The following is a 17444-nucleotide window of genomic DNA, read 5'->3' as shown; positions in this document are numbered from 1 at the left end:
TCAGTTCGCAAAACACCCATTATCATGAAAATGCTTAAGCTAATTTTTAACCGCCTGTTTTCAACCTCCGCAGCAGGCTTGTATATGATCCTTTTTGCGATTGCCATCGGAGGAGCAACCTTTATAGAAAACGATTTTGGTACAAGCGCTGCCCAGAAAGTTGTTTTCAAGTCGTGGTGGCTCGAGCTGCTGATGGGGTTGTTCAGCATTTCCCTTTTGGTCAATATTTTTCGCTTCCGCATGATCCCACAAAAAAAATGGGCGGTGCTGTCCTTTCATGCCGCTATTGTCATCATTATCGCCGGGGCGGCAGTAACCCGTTACTACGGATTTGAAGGCATGATGCACATCCGGGAAGGGAGCAGTGCCAATACTTTCCTGAGTGCGGAGACCTATCTGCTCTTTGAAGCGCAGCAAAAAGGCAACAAATACCGGTTTGACGAGCCTGTATTATTTGCCAGCCTTGGCAACAACCACTTCCGGGAGCCCTACCAATTGGGCAGCAAAACCATTGAGGTAGAGGTGACAGAATTCATGCCCAACCCCAAGGAGTTCCTGTTGAACGATGAAACAGGGTTGCCCACCCTGCAGATCGTCATTGGCGGGGCAAACGGCCGGGAGGAATATTACCTGCAGGAAGGGCAGCGCAGCCGTATTCGGGGCACGCTGTTCAACTTCACAGACCGGGAAGACCCTCAGGCATTCAATATCAAGCTGGAAGCCGGCCAGCCCTATTTCAAGGCACCGGCGACCTTCACTCAGATGGTGATGGCCACTCAGGAAAAGGACACCCTTGCTGCCGGGCAATACCACCCCCTTCAACTCCGTAGCCTCTATGCGAGCGGGCAGCAGAGCTTTGTATTCGGGCAGTTCACACCTACAGGCCTTATTGAGCTGGCTTCTTCCAACCGGAAGATGGAAAGCAACAGCACTGCCGGGCTTAAAGTCAAGGTAAGCGATGGCACCAATACACAGGAGCAGTATATCTTCGGCAGTAAAGGTGTGGAAGGGCGCCCCCGGACCTTTCTGCTAGGCGATCTGCAACTGTCGGTGGCTTATGGTTCCAAACGGGTCCAACTGCCCTTTGCGCTTAAGCTCCGGGACTTCATTATCGAAAAATACCCCGGTACCAACAGCGCCTCTTCCTACGCCAGTGAAGTGACCCTGCTGGACAGTCCCAACAACGTCAACCACGATCAACGCATTTACATGAACAACATATTGAATTACGGTGGGTACCGGTTCTTTCAGTCTTCATTCGACCCGGATGAACTGGGCACTTACCTGAGCGTAAATCATGACTGGTGGGGGACCTGGATTTCTTACCTGGGGTATGCCATCCTCACCATTGGAATGATCCTGACGTTCTTTAGCAGAAAAAGCCGCTTTCAGCAGCTGGCCCGCAACCTGGAAAAAATGCGTAGCCAACCCCAAAGTGCGCTCATCCTACTCCCGGTTTTGCTCGCTTCCAATTTGGCTCTGGCGGCACCTGCGCCCAATTATATCCCCGGGCCTGCCGTTTCTCTGGACCATGCCGAAAGATTTGGGCGGCTCATCATGCAAGACCACCGGGGCCGGATGAAACCATTGAACACCTACGCCAGCGAAATTCTACGCAAACTCTCCCGCAAAGAGACCGTCTATGGATTAACCGCTGAGCAGGCGATCATCAGCATGGCGGCGCACCCCAAAGACTGGTACCATATCCCGTTGATCAAGATGGGGAAACACGATAAGACACGAAATCTTATCCCGGTAGAGGGCAAACTGGCGGCTTACAGTGACTTCTTCGACCAAAATGGTAAGTATATTCTACAGGAGCACGTGCGGCAGGCCTACAATACACCCAAAAAAGACCGGGGGGTATTTGAAAAAGAAATGATGAAGCTGGACGAGCGCGTCAATATCTGCAATATGGTTTTTTCCGGCAGCTTCCTCAAGGTTTTCCCCATCCCCGGAGACCCTAACCACCACTGGGAATCGCCCAATGATGCGCACCGGCACGGTCAGCAGGAAGCCTCCTTTGGACAGCGGTTTTACGATGCCTACATTCCAACCGTACAAACCGCTTTGCACGAAAGCGACTGGGCACTGGCCAACCGGCTCATTGACGAGCTCCGGCAGTTTCAATACAAAAACGGTGCTGCAGTCATTCCATCTGAAGGGAAAGTAAATGCGGAAATCCTACTCAACCGGCTCAACGTTTTTAGCCGGTTGGGCAAAGTTTATGCCCTGCTGGGGCTGGCTTTTCTGGGCTTACTGTTTGCCCGGGTCTTCAAGCCGGGGCTCCGCCTGAAGTGGGCAACCCGTATCGCGTTGGGCATTTTCCTGGCCTGCTTCGCTATGCATGCCTTCGGGCTGGGGCTCAGATGGTACGTATCCGGACGGGCACCCTGGAGCAACGGGTATGAATCTATGATTTATATCGCCTTTACGACGGTACTGGCGGGTGTCCTCTTTGGCCGCAAAGCATTAGGCAGCCTGGCGGCTACCTGTATACTGGCTGCGACCATCCTGATGGTGGCAGGCCTGAGTTGGCTGGACCCCGAAATTACACCTTTGGTACCGGTGCTTAAGTCTTACTGGCTGACCATACACGTCTCCCTCGAAGCCGGCAGCTATGGGTTCCTCATGCTGGGCGCACTTATTGGAGTGATCAACCTGCTCTTTATGATCTTTCGCAACACCAAAAACGCAGACAACGTCAACCGGATCATCAAAGAGATGACACAAATCAGTGAGATGACGCTCATAGGTGGCTTGGTGATGGTCAGTGTGGGGACCTACCTCGGCGGGGTTTGGGCCAACGAGTCCTGGGGCCGTTACTGGGGCTGGGATGCCAAGGAAACCTGGGCACTTGTCACCATATTAGTCTACGCTTTTATTCTGCACATGCGGTTTATTCCAGGGTTCCGGGGAGCGTATGCTTTTAATGTCGCTTCCCTTTTTGGGTGGGCCTCGGTCATTATGACCTACTTTGGGGTCAATTATTACCTGTCAGGGCTGCATTCGTATGCTGCCGGAGACCCGGTGCCGATCCCGTCATTTGTCTACTATGCGGTTTTTAGCCTTACCATTATCAGCCTGTTGGCGCTTTGGCGCAATTGGCAGTTCAATAAGGCATCCAAATAGTACGGGCCTAATCAGCTCTAAAAAGAACGGGAGGCAGCCGGGCAAAGGCGGTCTCCCGTTTTTCTATTAGGCTTGGCTAGTGCAAAAGGAACTGTGCTCTACAGCAAAAACACCACGAAGCTTCCAATCAGATAAAGGGCTGAAAAAAAAGTAAGGCATCAAATACAAACGGCACCTAACGCAGCATCGCTAAGCCTGTTGGAAATGACTTTCATCATTTCCAATCTGCTCCTATTGGCGTACTTTGATTTAAATAACGCCCCCTTATGCACCTCAAGATATTAGCATTGGACTTTGACGGGACACTAACAAACGATGGTGTTGTGGAAGACAAGACCTGGGAGGTATTGCGTATGGTCAAGGAAGCTGGCTATGTGCTTATTTTAGTGACGGGACGCCGTTTGGCAGTCATCCCCGAATTAGGCCCCTTTGATGAATTGTGCGAGGCGATCGTTGCCGAAAACGGTGCTACGATTTATTACCCGCTCATCAACAGGGTGGAGACCCCCTTCGGCAAACTCGCTGACGAGGTGGTCCAAAACCTCAAACTCCTTAATATTGGCGTAGAATTTGGTGAGGCCATTGCCGCCACCTGGACCCCTCATGACCGCGCTGTCCTGGATAGTATTGCGAAAACGGGGTACGCTGCCACGCTGGAATACAATAAAGGCGCTGTGATGGTGCTCCCGCCCGGCGCCACTAAAGGATCGGGCTTGAAACATGCACTGGCCAAACTTGGCTATTCCACCCGCAACGTCCTGGCCTGTGGAGATGCAGAGAACGACCGCAGTATGTTTGAGCAAGCCGACCTTTCCGTTGCGGTCTCCAATGCTACTCCTAATATCCGCAATCTGGCCGATTTGGTGTTGGAAAAAAAAGGTGGGGAAGGATGCCGGGATATGCTGGCCAACTTAGTACAAAACAAAATTCCGCCATACCGTTGCCAGCCCAATCGACGGATAAACCTGGGTAATACACTGAAGAAGGACCCCGTGTGTTTAAGTTCGTTCAACTTCCTGGATAGCAATTGGTGCATCGCAGGATCAAGCGGGACGGGCAAAACCTGGATAGCAGGGCTCATTCTGGAACAGTTGCTCGACATGGGCTATCAGGTCTGCGTAATCGACCCGGAGGGCGATTACCGCTCCATAAAAGCAGTACCCCGGACCATCGTATTCGGTAGTGCGTACTCCCCGCCCCCGGCGGTATCGGATGTGATTACTTTGCTCGAATACGCTCAAATCAACATCATCCTGGACCTTTGCCAGTACAACCTGGACGAAAAGAGAGACTATGTCAGGCGGTTTCTTCAGGCTTTGGGCGGGCTCAGGGCGAGGCGGGGGGTGCCTCATTGGTTCTTACTCGATGAAGCGCACTATTTCTGCCAATGGGGAGGGGACTCTTTATCTGAATTGATCATGGAAAATGCCCGGGCAGGAGGGTTTACCTTCATTACCTATCAGGTGGAGGGGCTGCCAGAGGCGTTACTCAATAGTATTGATCACTGGATCATCACCAAGCTCCAACATGAGCGGGAAACACAGCATATTCAGAATATCCTGCGTGAACAAGGGCTACCCGTTCCTCCATCTATCCAATTTGGGGATATCCCCAAAAGGCAGTTTTATTTGAGCATGGGGAATACAAATCAGCAAGAACCACCGCAATCCGGCATAGTCAGCCTCGACCAGATGAGCCGTACCACCCCACACGTACGTCATTTGCATAAATACCTGATTGCGCCCCTGCCCTCCAAAAAACAGTTTTATTTCCACACGGAGCACGGGGAGGCAGCAATCAAACCGGCGGCTAGCCTGTGGGAGTTCAGTCAGATCCTGCCACTGCTCCCCATTGATACGATTCGTTACCATTTGGAGCGCAAAGACTTTGAACGCTGGCTAAGGGACATCATAAAAAACGATGAGCTTGCCCATCAACTCCGCAAAATAGACAACCGGATGCTCTCGGATAAAGTGCTGAAACAAACCTTGTGTGATACTGTAAACTACCACTTTGGGAAACAGCAAGGCTCTATTTAGCGACGAGCCCTGTCTTCTAAAGTGGCAAACAAAAGGTCACGTTGTACTTCAGAGCCGAAACCGGCTGGACTGGACCAATTCCTGCTACAATGCAACGACGACAAGCCCGGCGGTATTCCGGCATGGCGTATGGGGTTGTGTATTTCCAATCTGGATTTGGAAGCAGAGCTGAATCAGCTTTGGCTATACCGACGACGAAGTAGTTTGGGACCAACCATGACTTCGTGTCGGCATATACTCGTGCGTCGGGTTTGTGCATTACGCCCAGACCTCTCCGTTCCGAGTATAAAAGAAGTAGCCCGTAATACAGAAGAAGATTTTTGTATCGTATCTACGAAATCTTTGATACAGCTGAAGCAACCAGAGGTAATTTATCTTCCTGAAAGCTAAGTTATCGCTTTTTACCCCCACACCTACTCCCACTCCGCCAGCGTAGCCTCCGCCAGCAACTGCTCAAATAGTGGGCGCAAAGAAGCAGTGTAGCCGATGTAGTTGCTCCCAAGCGTTACCCACAACAATTGCCAGAGAAAGATTTTTTACAAATTGACGAACCGATTCATCAATTTGTAAAAAAGGTATAAATGCTTATTTTTGAGCATGATAAAACGTCACATTGAACCAGCAATCGCATCATTGGTCGGCAAGTTTCCCGTTTTGACCATTACAGGGCCGAGACAAAGTGGGAAGACGACGCTGATCAGAAATCTGTTTGGTGATCTACCCTACTTTTCGTTAGAAAGCCCGGACGTATACGAAAGGATCGTTCGGGACCCCAGGGAGCTCTTTGCCACCTACGGCCACCGTATGATACTGGATGAGGTACAACGAGCCCCCCAACTGCTGTCTTATATTCAAGGCATTGTGGATGACCACTCTGAAGCCTTGTTTATTTTAAGTGGTTCACACAACATGCTCATGATGGAAGGGGTAAGCCAGACGCTGGCCGGGCGTACAGCTATTTTTTACCTGCACCCGCTTAGCTATGCAGAATTGAAGCCTTATCTCCCCACCGATTTATCGGCCAACCACCTATGCTGGCAAGGAGGGTACCCAAGGATATATGATAAGTCTATCCCCCCCCCAGCTTTTTACCAATCTTATTTGGCCACTTACGTAGAGCGCGATGTACGTCAGATTAAGAATATCAGCAACCTGGATGCGTTTACCCGTTTCGTTAGTATCTGTGCAGGATTTATTGGGCAAACGATCAATAAATCAACCCTGGCCTCTGCTGCCGGGATCGACCGCCAAACAGCTTCCGCCTGGCTATCTGTACTCCGAACTTCTCATATATTGTATACGGTACAGCCTTATTTTCGGAACTTTAAAAAACGCCTCGTAAAATCTTCAAAACTTTATTTCCGCGACACGGGCCTTGCTTGTGCACTTTTGGGCATCAACACTGCAGAGCAATTGCTTACCTACTATCAAAGAGGGGCTATTTTCGAGAACTTCATCTTCAACGAAGTGTCCAAATCATTTTACAATAATGGATTAACCCCTCCCGTATTTTTTTGGAGAGACAACTCACAACACGAAATTGACCTGTTGTTGAACGTTGGAGGCCAGATACGGCCCATTGAAATTAAAAGCGGGACGACTTATCGGAATGATTATTTTAAGCAGTTAGATTGGTTTAGTAAGACCGCAGATGTGCCCCTTTTTCAGCCTACCGTCATCTACGGCGGGGAAGATTCTCAGCCCATTGGAGATCATTTCTTAATGAGTTGGCGGGAGGTAGGCAGCTTGGTTGCTTAATCTTTGCCCTTTTGCAAAAAAGTGAAGGCTCAGGATGCCGGCCCCGTGTCACATAGTGGATTGAGCCATAAACCCAACGCATCAAGTCTATTTCAATACAAAAAACCAAACAGCCACAACGGCAACCGATGAGCTGTCGCTACGTCCACATTATCAGAGACGACCCACGCATTTTCTACCGACCTGATCTGAGCCGTGGACTTCCCGGACCTGCCTAGTTCGAAGAGGCGATTTTGACCGACGAGAAAGTCACCTGCTTTTCGGGGGTAGCGGACTTCGTGGACTGCACCGGCCTGGTTAAGAAAAAAGGTCTCTCTTAAGCTCCCCCTATTCATTGCGCTACCTTTAGATAGCGCGTAGGCCAGATTGGGATTTTGCAGATATAATTTTTCCGGTTTATTGAGCAGGCTGACGCCTTTAGCTTCACTATACAGCAACTGCAGCAGGTCCGCACGGCCAAGGTATTGTAAGTACTTAATGAGGGTTTCCCGGGATGGTTTACCCCCAAAGATAACGCTTGAAAGCCCCAGACACCCGACATACCCGCTGAATGGACCAAGTCTGCAAGTTATCAATTTCTGTTGACTCCATTTTACACTTTTTCAATAAAATGCTAAGTGCAATTTACATTATTCGCATTCAATTACAAAAGCAGGTTGCAAAATCAACAATAACGAGACACGGGCAAGCATTGAGTAGGTTTGCTGCTCCGATCTTTATCGGAGACCACTTAATCGTCAGTATAAAAGCAGTTGCTCAGTAAAGCGCTATGAACCCGGTATCCCCAGCTTTTAAGTTCGTTTGGATTCAGGTTTGATACCATTAAAAAATAGCTCCATTTTAAATTCCTGCTCAGTTAGTTCATCAATTAGGAGTTCATCCAGTCCAAATCTGGTGAATCGGTAGAAATAATGTTTCCCTCGCTCTATATTTATAATCAGCGGCTTCTCTGGCTCACCACCATTGGCAAAAAAGCCCAGGTAGTCTTCAGATACTTCGAGTAGTGTATAGCTATTGGGTGTTAGTTTCACCGGATCGTCGGGCGCGAAGGTCGTCCAAAGACGATAGCCTGCAACTGCTCCTGTCGGGATTCTGTACAGGATATGGATTGAAGCCACCTCTTCTTCGGCATCAGCCTGCGGCTCGAATTTAAACTGGGACTGTCCCTGAAGCGGGCAAATAGCCCATAGAAAACTAAGGAAAAGAAAAGTGCGCATGATAGCTTATATTTAAGAGCGGTAAATAATGTATAATATAACCCTAAAAACCATGAAAAACAAAGAAATCACACCCTACCAGCAAAATCAGGCGCTCAAAAAGCAATTTGCTGAGCTGGGGCTGGACCTCGAGCCAGTCATGGAGTTCACCCCGATGGATATTGACCTGGAAAACCGCCGCCTGCAAAGCTTGGGCTGGCAGGAAGACAACGAAGCCGTCGGCATGCACCTCAGAGCCGAGCTTCAGGATTTTGTATCCATGAACCCTCAACCGAAGGAAGTGCTCGATGCCTTCAATGAAGAGCTGGAGGAGGAAATCAGAGGGTTCCGCAGTGCGGATCCGAAAAACAATTAATTGTGGATTGGGTGAAGGGATAATGCCCCAATCCTGGCTTGAAGTTGAGCATGTGTTCCGACACCTACAGGCAGACCGTATCCGAGCCGATAAGGCAGGGGACGGATAAATCGTTGGGGAAGTCCTGCAGCACTAAGAGCGTGTTGGGACTTTTGTCTTCTAGTCGAATACTAACAATTTTTTGGTTAGACGAGGCACGAAAACCGGAGTTTAGCCTTAGCTAAATAGCCTGTCCCGCAGTTTGCGGGAAGGATTTTCGGGACGAAGTATAAGCAAAAAAGTGTAGTTTGCAGACCGATTACTAAAGTCCCAACACGCTCTAACATAAGTCACGCATAATTCCCTACTTTTACCCCATCATTTCATCAAATTTAATTCAACCAATGAAGCTTAACATCCTTCTGTTTATTTTTTTAATGCTGGGTACCAGCATGGGGTTAGATGCTCAGGAACTAAAATTCTCCGGCATGGACCCAAGCCCAATGGACGCGGCACACTATCCCCGCGGTGCAGCCTTTCAAAACTACCTGGATGCAGATGACCCCGACCGTGTTCAGCAAATCAAGGTTTTGTACTGCCGCCCTCAAAAGAAAGGCCGCGAAATCTTTGGCGGGCTTGTACCCTGGGGACAGGACTGGCGCCTGGGAGCCAATGAAGCTACGGAGGTAACTTTTTTCCAACCCGTAGAAATTGGCGGCACCTATCTTCCTGCCAGCACCTATACCCTGTTTGCCCAGCCCTATCCACAACAGTGGATCATCAAAATCTCTGAGGAGCGCTTCATCGGTGGTGCTGAAAACCGGGATATTACTAAAGACATCGCTGCGGTATCCGTACCCACCACTTCAGTAGCTGATGTGCGTGAATACTTTACCATAGGGTTTCAAAAAGTAGACGATTACAACGTAAATATGGTTTTAGAATGGGACCAAACCCGTGCCGAGTTGCCCATCAACCTCAATCCACCGATCATGTCAGGCGAAGACACCAGCCCGATGGACTTGGTGCAGTATCCTAATATGTCCCGCTTACGCAACTACGTGGAAGAAGCGGAGCTCGCGGCTAATGAGCCCCTGGTACGTGCTGTCTATTCCCGCCCGCAAATGAAAGGCCGGACCATCTTTGGCGGCCTGCTGAAGTATGGCAGCATGTGGCGCGTAGGCGCTAACGAAACCACAGCGCTGACTTTCTTCAGGAATGTGACAATTGACGGTACCGATATTGAGGCGGGCCGTTACGGGCTCTTTGCCACCGTCAATAAAGACAACTGGGAGTTCATCATCCATAAGAATGTACAGTCCTGGGGCCCACCTAATCACAATGAGGAGGATAATGTCGTGAAGGTCGTGGTACCTACCGAGAAAACGCCGGAAACACTGGAAGCCCTTTCCATGACTTTCGTTGAGAAAGGTGATAATCAAATCGAATTGGTGATCGGCTGGGAAAACACTATGGCGCGCCTTCCTATTACCATTAAGGCCGACTAAGCACTAAGATATTGCACACTACCTATCCCGCATTTTGGATTGCTCAAGATGCGGGATTTTTGTTGTATAGCCACCCAAAGTTGCCGAATGCTGGACTTTCACCATTTTTTTGCGATTTTAGTATCCTTATTTGCCAGCCCTGCCTTAATATGTAGTGGGGCAAAAGGTGTTCTCTCCCTTACCCGGTAGCAAGATTGGCAGCAAAGGGTATATGAGCGCCCGGGTTCAGCCTAACTCCCCTACTGATCATATTGACGATATCGTATGGCAGGTATTTGATGCCTGGTCGTATGGGGTGGGTGACCTCGTGCTCGGCACTAATCCCGTATCCAGTGAGACGGACGCAGTAGCGAAAATCGAAGCGGCTTTGTTTGACCTCCTGGCTACCTTCCAGCTCGAAGATACACTCCCTAATTGCGTATTATCTCACATTGATATTCAAGCCGAAGTTGAAGAACGGTCCGTATTTTTGACGGGCTGTATACGATGGCGAGTTAGAGCTTTGTCCAGCCCTGAGGCCGACAGGCAGAAGCATGGGTATACAGCTTACCTGATTGCCAATGCCCTCTGAGATAGCAGATGGGGTGCTATTTTTTCCGCTTAATTTTCATTTTCGCAACGGAGCGCTCAAAAGCGAAACCGATTAATCTCTACCAGCCCTTCCTGAAGGGCCACAACCACGAGCCCGGCGGTGTTGCGACATTGCAATTTGGACAGTAGATTGTTGCGGTGCCCCTCCACCGTGCGGGTGGAGATGAAAAGCTGCTCAGCGATTTCCGGCGTGGTCCGTTCTTCGCAAATAAGTTGCAGCACTTCCTTTTCGCGGGCAGTGAGGTTGGGCTGGAAAGGCTTACTGAGTTTTTGCCGCGTAGGTTTCACTATATTTTCGCGGATGATCGCCATGACTTCATCATTGTAGAAAAAGCCTTTCTCAGCCACTTCCCGCACGGTGGTTTGCATCAATTCAGGCGTGGCATTTTTAGGCAAATACGCAGCAGCACCAAGCTCCAGCATGCTCAGTACAAAGGATTTGGAGAAGTATGTGGACAGCACAATGAACTTAAGGCCAGGGTATTGTTCCTGAAGCACCGTTGCCGCATCCACTCCATTGAGCACCGGCATGTTCAGGTCCAATAGCAGCACATCAGGCTGAACCTCCGCACGAGCTAACTGATCCAGCATAGCTTGTCCGTTGTCCGCTTCAAAGAGTATCTCCGTACCCTCCATTTCTTCCAGTATAAGGGCGATGCCTCTGCGGAAGAGCGCCTCGTCGTCTGCCAGGGCAATCTTCATGACCATGTTTTTTGTGCCGTGAAGACGGTTCCGCTTCCAGGCGTGCTATCTAATTGGTAATCAGCCTGTATGGTACGCATACGGCTTTCTATGTTTTTTAGCCCCATCCCTTTTTGCTGGCCCCGGGCATTGGGGTCAAACCCAATGCCGTTGTCCTGGTAAAACAACGCCAGCGAATGGGGCTTTATAGCAAGGGATATTTTGACGGTAGTAGCCTGACTGTACTTGTAGGTATTCGACAGCAACTCCTGTACTACCCGGAAGAAATTGAGTACGACTAATGGGTCAAGCTGAATACTACTTTCTGAAAATTCGTACTCCAGTATTACCGGTGACGATTGCCGGTACTGATCGCACAACTCTTCCAGCGCCATGAGCAGCCCGAATTTTTCCAAGGTTGGTGGCAGCAAATCGTGGGCGATGCGACGGGTGGTCTCTGTGGTCGTACGGACCAGCCCAAAGAGGTCTTGAAAAGACTGTTGTGCCTCGGGCGTTGTGCCCTGCTTTTTTAGTTGGTGCAAGCCCAGATTGATCACATTGAGTTTGGAGCCAACCTCATCGTGCAGTTCCCGGGCCAAACGCTGCCGTTCGTCTTCCTGGGTTTTGATACTGGCAAGCAGTAACTGCTCCCTGTGTTCGATCTCCAGCTCCTGGGCAAGGAGTTGCTGTGCCTGGAACTTGCGCTGGGAGAAATAAAAGAACAATACGAAGGCCAGCGCCAGCAATAGCATCAAAAAAATCCCGATAAGGATAGTAGTCAATATTTCGGTCTGCGCCGGAGTGGTATCCATAAGCTAATGAAGATCAGGAGGTGAAAAACCACCAGAAGCAGCGCGTTAATGACCCAGAGCCCGTGTTGCTGCACACTTGCAACGCCGTATTCCCTGAGCAACCTGGAAAACATAAATATAAACAAGGTGCCCGAATAATACAGCAATACAGCAAAATTGATGAAAGTAACGGACTGAGCAGCCGCTTTCGTCAGGTCTATTTTCCCAAAAGCCAGGAAAAAATACCGGATGGCAAAGCCGACAAGCAATACCTGAACCAATGTTTTGGCATTAGAGTTAAATCCGGTCAGCGGCTCCAGAAATATGGAGTTGAGTACCAATAGTATGCCCAGCCCTCCTATCCCAGCGAAGAATATCCGCTGAGCTTTGGGGGGGTGTTCGAAAACCAGGTTGAAAAACCACCCCCAGGCCAGCAACTCCCACAGGGTGTAGATATGCAACAGGAAGAGGTTATTCTCCCCCTGATAAAACAACCATCGGGAAGCCAGGTCCGTCGCCAGGCTCCCCAACAGAAAAAATCGAACACTGCGGACTTTCACCGGCAGTCGCTTGTACAACAGCAATACCAGAATCACATTCAACACCAGAATGACAAGGTATACCTTACCAAAAAGAAGTGCCAGATCCTGATACATGTTTAAGGTTTTTTGGGCTTAAAGCGGTCCGTGCACGGTGCTTTATTCATCACAGAGTGGCGGGCAGGGTGTGGCAAAATCATAGAATGTACCCTGCAGGAAAATATTGCCCTTGCCCGGTTCTACATCAGATAAAATCAAATCAATGGTATCCCGGGCCCCATTCGCACCCGGCAACAATCCAAGGACCGCGTAAACCTGCTGCCCGCCAAAGTGGCGGAATACCTCGGCGATCTCGTTCCGCTCCAGCTTAAAGTAAACAGGGATCGCTACCACGCCGGTCGTGTCCAAAACCGAACGGCCATTGATTTTGGCAGAGGTATCGCTTAATACCCTTTGATACCGTTCCATATAAGTGGCAATCATCTCCACCGCCACCTTACTGGAAATGCTGTCACTGACGGTCTTTACAGCCGAGGCAGGTGCCGCATCAGCGGTATCTGTATTGCCTTTTGAAGACAACTGTTGGTAGGCCAGCACACCGGCAGCCAGTAGGAAAAGCAGGGTCCAAAGGTTGGGTTTTAAGTTCATTGGTGTTTCGTTTTGATAAAATGTACCTGTGTAAGATAACACTAAATAGCGCTCCGTCAGCGCCCACCGCCACAAACCACGTATTTCTACCTGCTTCTTCCCGTGGTTCTGCCGGGTTTACCCGATCACGTAGAACAGCGCTTACCTGCTCCCGGGGGCCGGCCTAACTTTGTCCCATCATTTTTTCCTCCATTTCAAAACCAAAAAACCCAATGAAAAAGATCACAAACCTTACCAACGCCAATCACTTTGCCAACAACAAGCCTCCCTGCGGCCAGACAGGCCCGAAAGCCATTGCCAAAGCGATCGTATTTTTCTTGTCCTTTCTGGCTTTCACCTCTTCGGCTGTGGCTCAGATTCAGAGGAGCGACTTTGCAGGCAACGGTGTGCCTATTAAGGTCACGGATTTCAATAACGCCAGTGGCGGTGTGTATACCCTGGACCTGAATTTACTGACGAACACCTACAACACCAAAGCCAACATGAAAGCTACAGTGGACCTGGACGCCAGGAAGATCAACGTCCGGGAGTACAGCCATTTTGCTTCCAACCAAAAGAACGACCCGGTTATGGGCAATGGTACCAGTCAGGTGACCACCCAATCTGAAGCTTATTGCAAGTACAAACTCTACCTACGCGGCAATACCCTGTACGCAGAGCAGATTATGAACCCGGGCGGACCGGCTGCCAAGCTTAGAGTAGAGCCTTCTTCCTGGACTCCACCGCGTGTTGATGGGACTAATGTTACGCAGGTCGTCTACTCCGGCCCGAGGAGCGGGTACTTCCAGCAGTTATGCGGAAAGGACTGGGTGGAATACAAAACTGGTAAAGTGGGCACTCACGCTTCATTTAAAGAGACGCACCGGGACGAATGGTCCGTCTACCTCCAGAAAAGTGATGGTGCACGCATACAGCTGGACCTGCATACCAAAAAAATGAGCGTCAACAACAGCGTCGCTGCAAATATCTCCACTGCCAGAGCAGGAGGTTTACAGTAAACCTTTCTTCTGGTTACACCTGGCACAACGCCCTTTTACTCATAGCAGGCGTTGTGCACAATTCTCCCTGACAGGGAGGCAATCCAAATCATTTTTCAGATCAAAACCTTTTACTATGAAAGCTTTGTACTCAATTGCTTTGCTCGTTTTCAGTACCGCTATCACCCTTTTTGGGCAGCAGCGCCAAAACCTCCTACAAAACCCGGGCGCCTTACAAGGCAACCTTGATGGCTGGGAAATCATCGAAAATGGTGGTGATGGCTGGGGGCTCAACATCTACGGCATGGATGGCTCCAGCTGTTTTGCGACCTCTTTCCAGCGATGCAGCAAATCTCAGCTCGTTGACCTGCTCGAAGTTGGCTATTCCGAAGAGTGGCTGGACCGCGCACCTATTGTGCTGTTTTCAGACTGGTACAGAACCCTTAGCTTTGACCACGACATTTATTTCTTATCTGTAGATCTGCTGGATGCCAATGACAATGTGATGGCTTCTTATTCCACCGGAGACCTGGCCACTACCGCTAACTGGCAGCAAGTGAAAGGGCACTTTTTGAATTACGGGCAGGGGCTTAGGAAAATACGGTTCACACATGGCGGGGAGGATACTGAAAGCTGGGCAGGCCAGTTTGGTGCCGCTATTGATGGCTCCTACCTTTCTATTGGCAACCACGCTTACTATAGTGGTGGCTCTACAGGTACGTTTGCGGGTTGGGACATCATCAACAACGGAGGCAGTGGCTGGGCTATCAATGGCTTACCGGGCGTTTTCACTACTTCGTATAGTTGGTGCTCCAAAAGCCAAACCATCGACCTCTGGGAATACTACTCCGCTGAGCTCCTCGATTTACAACCTAAAATTGATGGCTGGAACTTTGTCAAAGGCCATGACCCCAACTATCAGGATAAGGCTCAAACCATTATCAGACTGCTGGATAATGAAATGAATATTCTGGCCGAATACGACTCGGATATCGTAGAACTATCTGAAAACTGGGAATATTATGGCGCTACGTTCACAGCCTACGGTACCGGGCTCAGGTATGTCTATTTCGAACACGGGGGAAGAGATGCAGAATTCTGGGAGGGCAACTTTGGTGCTCAGTTTGATGATACAGAAGTACTGATCGATTTTAACACCCTTACTTCCAGTGAGGACATAGTCACGGCACCTGATCGGTTCTCGGCCTTCCCGAACCCGACCCGGGGGCATATCACCGTTGAGTTTGAAATTGGGACCGGCGAAGGGTATTTATCTGTGTTCAACCTCTACGGCCAGCCCTTAAGGCAGGTCACGGTACACGGACAGGGCTCAGTACAGCTAAGCCTGCAGGAATTGCCCCGGGGCAATTACCTGCTCCACCTTCAGAGCGAATCAGGCATTAAAACCCAAAAGCTGATCCTGAACTAAACCCCATTTTCAGGGCATTTTAGACTGTGTTGGGATTTCACCCTTTGGGCTGCATTTGCCAAATTATATCCTGCAATTCGTTGTTCTTCAGTCGCTTAGCTCAGGCTATGTGATTCAAGAATGGGCCCCTTTAATCCCATTCTTGAATGTATCGCGCCTTGTTCAGAATATAATTTGACTACATTCGCTCCAAAAGCGAATTCCCAACACAGTCTAATTGAATAAGAGCACCCCAAATGCTGGCTAAAACCAGGGTTTGGGGTGCTTCTTTTGGCAGTATCCTCTACAATCGCTAAAAAATACAAATTCGGACACAAAAAATTTCAACAAATATGTATTTTAGCCCCGGAAAGATAAAATCCGGCAATGAAGCAACTCCTCTATTCCCTCTTTGACTACCGGTTTATTTACCTCGGCATGTCCACCCGCAATCCGGGACGGATCAAAATTGGTATTGCGCGTAATGTAGACCTGCGCTGGAAAGCTATTGGCCGTAGCATGAAGGGGCGGCAGTTTCCGGTTTTCTCCCTTCCCTGCTTCTATGCAATCTGGTTTGAAGGGCATCTCCACCGGGTGATGAAGCGCTTCAACCGCCCGGTCAAAGGCTCCGGTGGCAGCGAGTTTTTCTCCTACCTCCACCCGCTGAGCTGGATCGGCTGGGTGTATGTCCTTTGCTGCATCCTCTGGGCCTTTGCGGTCAGCCACCTGCTGATTTACGGTGCGCTGACAGGCCTTTGGTGCTGGTGGCGGGAGATTGAGTTCTGGAGTTTCCAACGGGAAGTGCTGGACTTCCTTCGGTTCTGGATTTCTTAACGCTCCCGCACTCCCCTGACCAGCAAATAAACCATCAGGGATACTTCTCCGAGCGCTGCCGCGCCGCCCACCAGTAATGCCAGCCATGCATCATTGCCAGGGAAGAGGAAAACACCAAAAGTTTCCATCAGGTAAGTTATGCCTGCCAGGCTCATCAACACCCCAAAAGCTTTAGGGATTAAATCAGACCGGTAGATCAATATGCCAAGCAGGAGACAGTGCAGGCCGAACAGTGCACCTGCAATCAGATAACCGGCCCGGTGGGCATCCATAAACAGCAGGGACCAATCATATAACTGCTCCGGGCTGTGCGACAGCGCCCAGTCTTTTGATTCCAGCACGTGCTGCGCCATGTAATGGTTGAGAAGGTTGAGGCTGGCAATAGCAGGGTGGGCCAACAGCCGTAGAGCGGCAGCCACCATAGAAAGGGTTGGACTGACCGGCCTGAACAACTGATAAAAAAGTACGGCAATGACGGCATCTGCGGTGAAGGCGATCAGGTCAGCCGCCAGCCCAAGCCGGAATAAACTGCCTTCCTCCAGGATATTTAGGGCGGTACCAGCTGCATCGCCGGGTACCATTACGCTTCCCCGCACGTAGCCCTGACTAAAGCCCGCGCAAATAATCACAATAAGATAAAGGAGCCCGGTGATGCGGGCCAAGTGTTTGGGAGCAGTCGGGTGATCTTTCATTTTACTTCGGTTTTGATTACGGAAGCAAAATTAGCGGGATGCCCTCCTGACAGCGCCCCGGTATATAATCCCGAACGGATTGCCAAAAACGACGAACAGGCAGCCCGTCACCGGACTGCCTGCTCGTAGCTTACTTTATTTGAGGGACCTTTATTAGAGTTTATTAACGCAAATTTTGTATGTCTCTGAATGGTCTTTTTCACCAGCTCTGCATCTCGTCCTCACCTTCGTAGCTTAGGCTACGAGGTTCCGGGCGTTCTTTGATCTGGCAAAAAATACTCATCCATACCCTATA

At 49.9% G+C, this 17444-nt stretch carries 14 protein-coding genes and 1 pseudogene; 9 read left to right on the top strand and 6 right to left on the bottom strand.

Features of this window, described 5'->3' with window-relative positions:
• The first annotated feature begins 24 nt into the window (after positions 1 to 24).
• The 3 genes from RIC19_RS23265 to RIC19_RS23255 all read left to right on the top strand — a co-directional run bounded on the left by RIC19_RS23265 (position 25) and on the right by RIC19_RS23255 (position 6929).
• Positions 25 to 3132 (top strand): cytochrome c biogenesis protein, encoded by a 3108-nt coding sequence (locus RIC19_RS23265; protein ID WP_350180786.1) that lies wholly within the window; start codon positions 25 to 27, stop codon positions 3130 to 3132.
• 266 nt (positions 3133 to 3398) lie between these two features.
• Positions 3399 to 5171 (top strand): HAD-IIB family hydrolase, encoded by a 1773-nt coding sequence (locus RIC19_RS23260; protein ID WP_350180785.1) that lies wholly within the window; start codon positions 3399 to 3401, stop codon positions 5169 to 5171.
• A gap of 597 nt (positions 5172 to 5768) precedes the next feature.
• Positions 5769 to 6929, top strand: a complete 1161-nt coding sequence (locus RIC19_RS23255; RefSeq protein WP_350180784.1) for an ATP-binding protein — start codon at positions 5769 to 5771, stop codon at positions 6927 to 6929.
• A 791-nt stretch (positions 6930 to 7720) separates the two neighbouring features.
• On the opposite strand, the gene RIC19_RS23250 is transcribed toward RIC19_RS23255, so the two are convergent.
• A complete protein-coding gene (locus tag RIC19_RS23250; protein WP_350180783.1) occupies positions 7721 to 8146 on the bottom strand; it encodes a hypothetical protein in 426 nt (141 codons plus the stop codon).
• Positions 8147 to 8198: 52 nt separating this feature from the next.
• On the opposite strand from RIC19_RS23250, the gene RIC19_RS23245 reads away from it, so the two are divergent.
• From RIC19_RS23245 to eutB, 3 genes and pseudogenes are all read left to right on the top strand, one after another.
• Complete coding sequence (locus RIC19_RS23245; protein WP_350180782.1) at positions 8199 to 8501, top strand: hypothetical protein; 303 nt, start codon at positions 8199 to 8201, stop codon at positions 8499 to 8501.
• Positions 8502 to 8884: 383 nt separating this feature from the next.
• Complete coding sequence (locus tag RIC19_RS23240; protein ID WP_350180781.1) at positions 8885 to 9988, top strand: DUF2911 domain-containing protein; 1104 nt, start codon at positions 8885 to 8887, stop codon at positions 9986 to 9988.
• A gap of 154 nt (positions 9989 to 10142) precedes the next feature.
• Positions 10143 to 10466, top strand: a pseudogene (gene eutB / locus RIC19_RS23235) (ethanolamine ammonia-lyase subunit EutB); the annotation flags it as partial.
• A 149-nt stretch (positions 10467 to 10615) separates the two neighbouring features.
• On the opposite strand, the gene RIC19_RS23230 reads toward eutB, so the two are convergent.
• Genes RIC19_RS23230 through RIC19_RS23215 form a run of 4 tightly spaced genes read right to left on the bottom strand, consistent with a single transcriptional unit; the run spans position 10616 to position 13238 of the window.
• Positions 10616 to 11287, bottom strand: a complete 672-nt coding sequence (locus RIC19_RS23230; protein ID WP_350180780.1) for a response regulator transcription factor — start codon at positions 11285 to 11287, stop codon at positions 10616 to 10618.
• Positions 11278 to 12072 (bottom strand): sensor histidine kinase, encoded by a 795-nt coding sequence (locus tag RIC19_RS23225; RefSeq protein WP_350180779.1) that lies wholly within the window; start codon positions 12070 to 12072, stop codon positions 11278 to 11280. Before RIC19_RS23225 ends, RIC19_RS23230 begins: the two co-directional genes overlap by 10 nt.
• Positions 12039 to 12707 carry a hypothetical protein gene (locus tag RIC19_RS23220; protein WP_350180778.1) on the bottom strand — a complete coding sequence of 223 codons (669 nt, stop codon included), beginning with the start codon at positions 12705 to 12707 and terminating at the stop codon, positions 12039 to 12041. Before RIC19_RS23220 ends, RIC19_RS23225 begins: the two co-directional genes overlap by 34 nt.
• A 42-nt stretch (positions 12708 to 12749) precedes the next feature.
• Positions 12750 to 13238, bottom strand: coding sequence for a hypothetical protein (locus RIC19_RS23215; protein WP_350180777.1), 489 nt, complete (start codon positions 13236 to 13238; stop codon positions 12750 to 12752).
• A gap of 212 nt (positions 13239 to 13450) precedes the next feature.
• On the opposite strand from RIC19_RS23215, the gene RIC19_RS23210 reads away from it, so the two are divergent.
• From RIC19_RS23210 to RIC19_RS23200, 3 genes are all read left to right on the top strand, one after another.
• On the top strand, positions 13451 to 14236 hold the full coding sequence (locus RIC19_RS23210; RefSeq protein ID WP_350180776.1) for a hypothetical protein: 786 nt from the start codon (positions 13451 to 13453) through the stop codon (positions 14234 to 14236).
• Between the two features lie 115 nt (positions 14237 to 14351).
• On the top strand, positions 14352 to 15644 hold the full coding sequence (locus tag RIC19_RS23205; protein WP_350180775.1) for a T9SS type A sorting domain-containing protein: 1293 nt from the start codon (positions 14352 to 14354) through the stop codon (positions 15642 to 15644).
• 366 nt (positions 15645 to 16010) lie between these two features.
• Positions 16011 to 16457: a GIY-YIG nuclease family protein gene (locus RIC19_RS23200; RefSeq protein WP_350180774.1), complete on the top strand. Its 447-nt coding sequence runs from the start codon at positions 16011 to 16013 to the stop codon at positions 16455 to 16457.
• Here RIC19_RS23200 and RIC19_RS23195 read toward each other — a convergent pair.
• On the bottom strand, positions 16454 to 17149 hold the full coding sequence (locus tag RIC19_RS23195) for a DUF4386 domain-containing protein (protein WP_350180773.1): 696 nt from the start codon (positions 17147 to 17149) through the stop codon (positions 16454 to 16456). The two genes, RIC19_RS23200 and RIC19_RS23195, sit on opposite strands and share 4 nt — an antisense overlap.
• Positions 17150 to 17444 lie beyond the last annotated feature (295 nt).

It is taken from the genome of Phaeodactylibacter sp., from assembly GCF_040219495.1.
Classification (GTDB): Bacteria; Bacteroidota; Bacteroidia; order Chitinophagales; family Saprospiraceae; genus Phaeodactylibacter.
The sequence above is the reverse complement of the archived record's forward strand: the minus strand, read 5'-3'. Positions and strand labels throughout refer to the sequence as shown.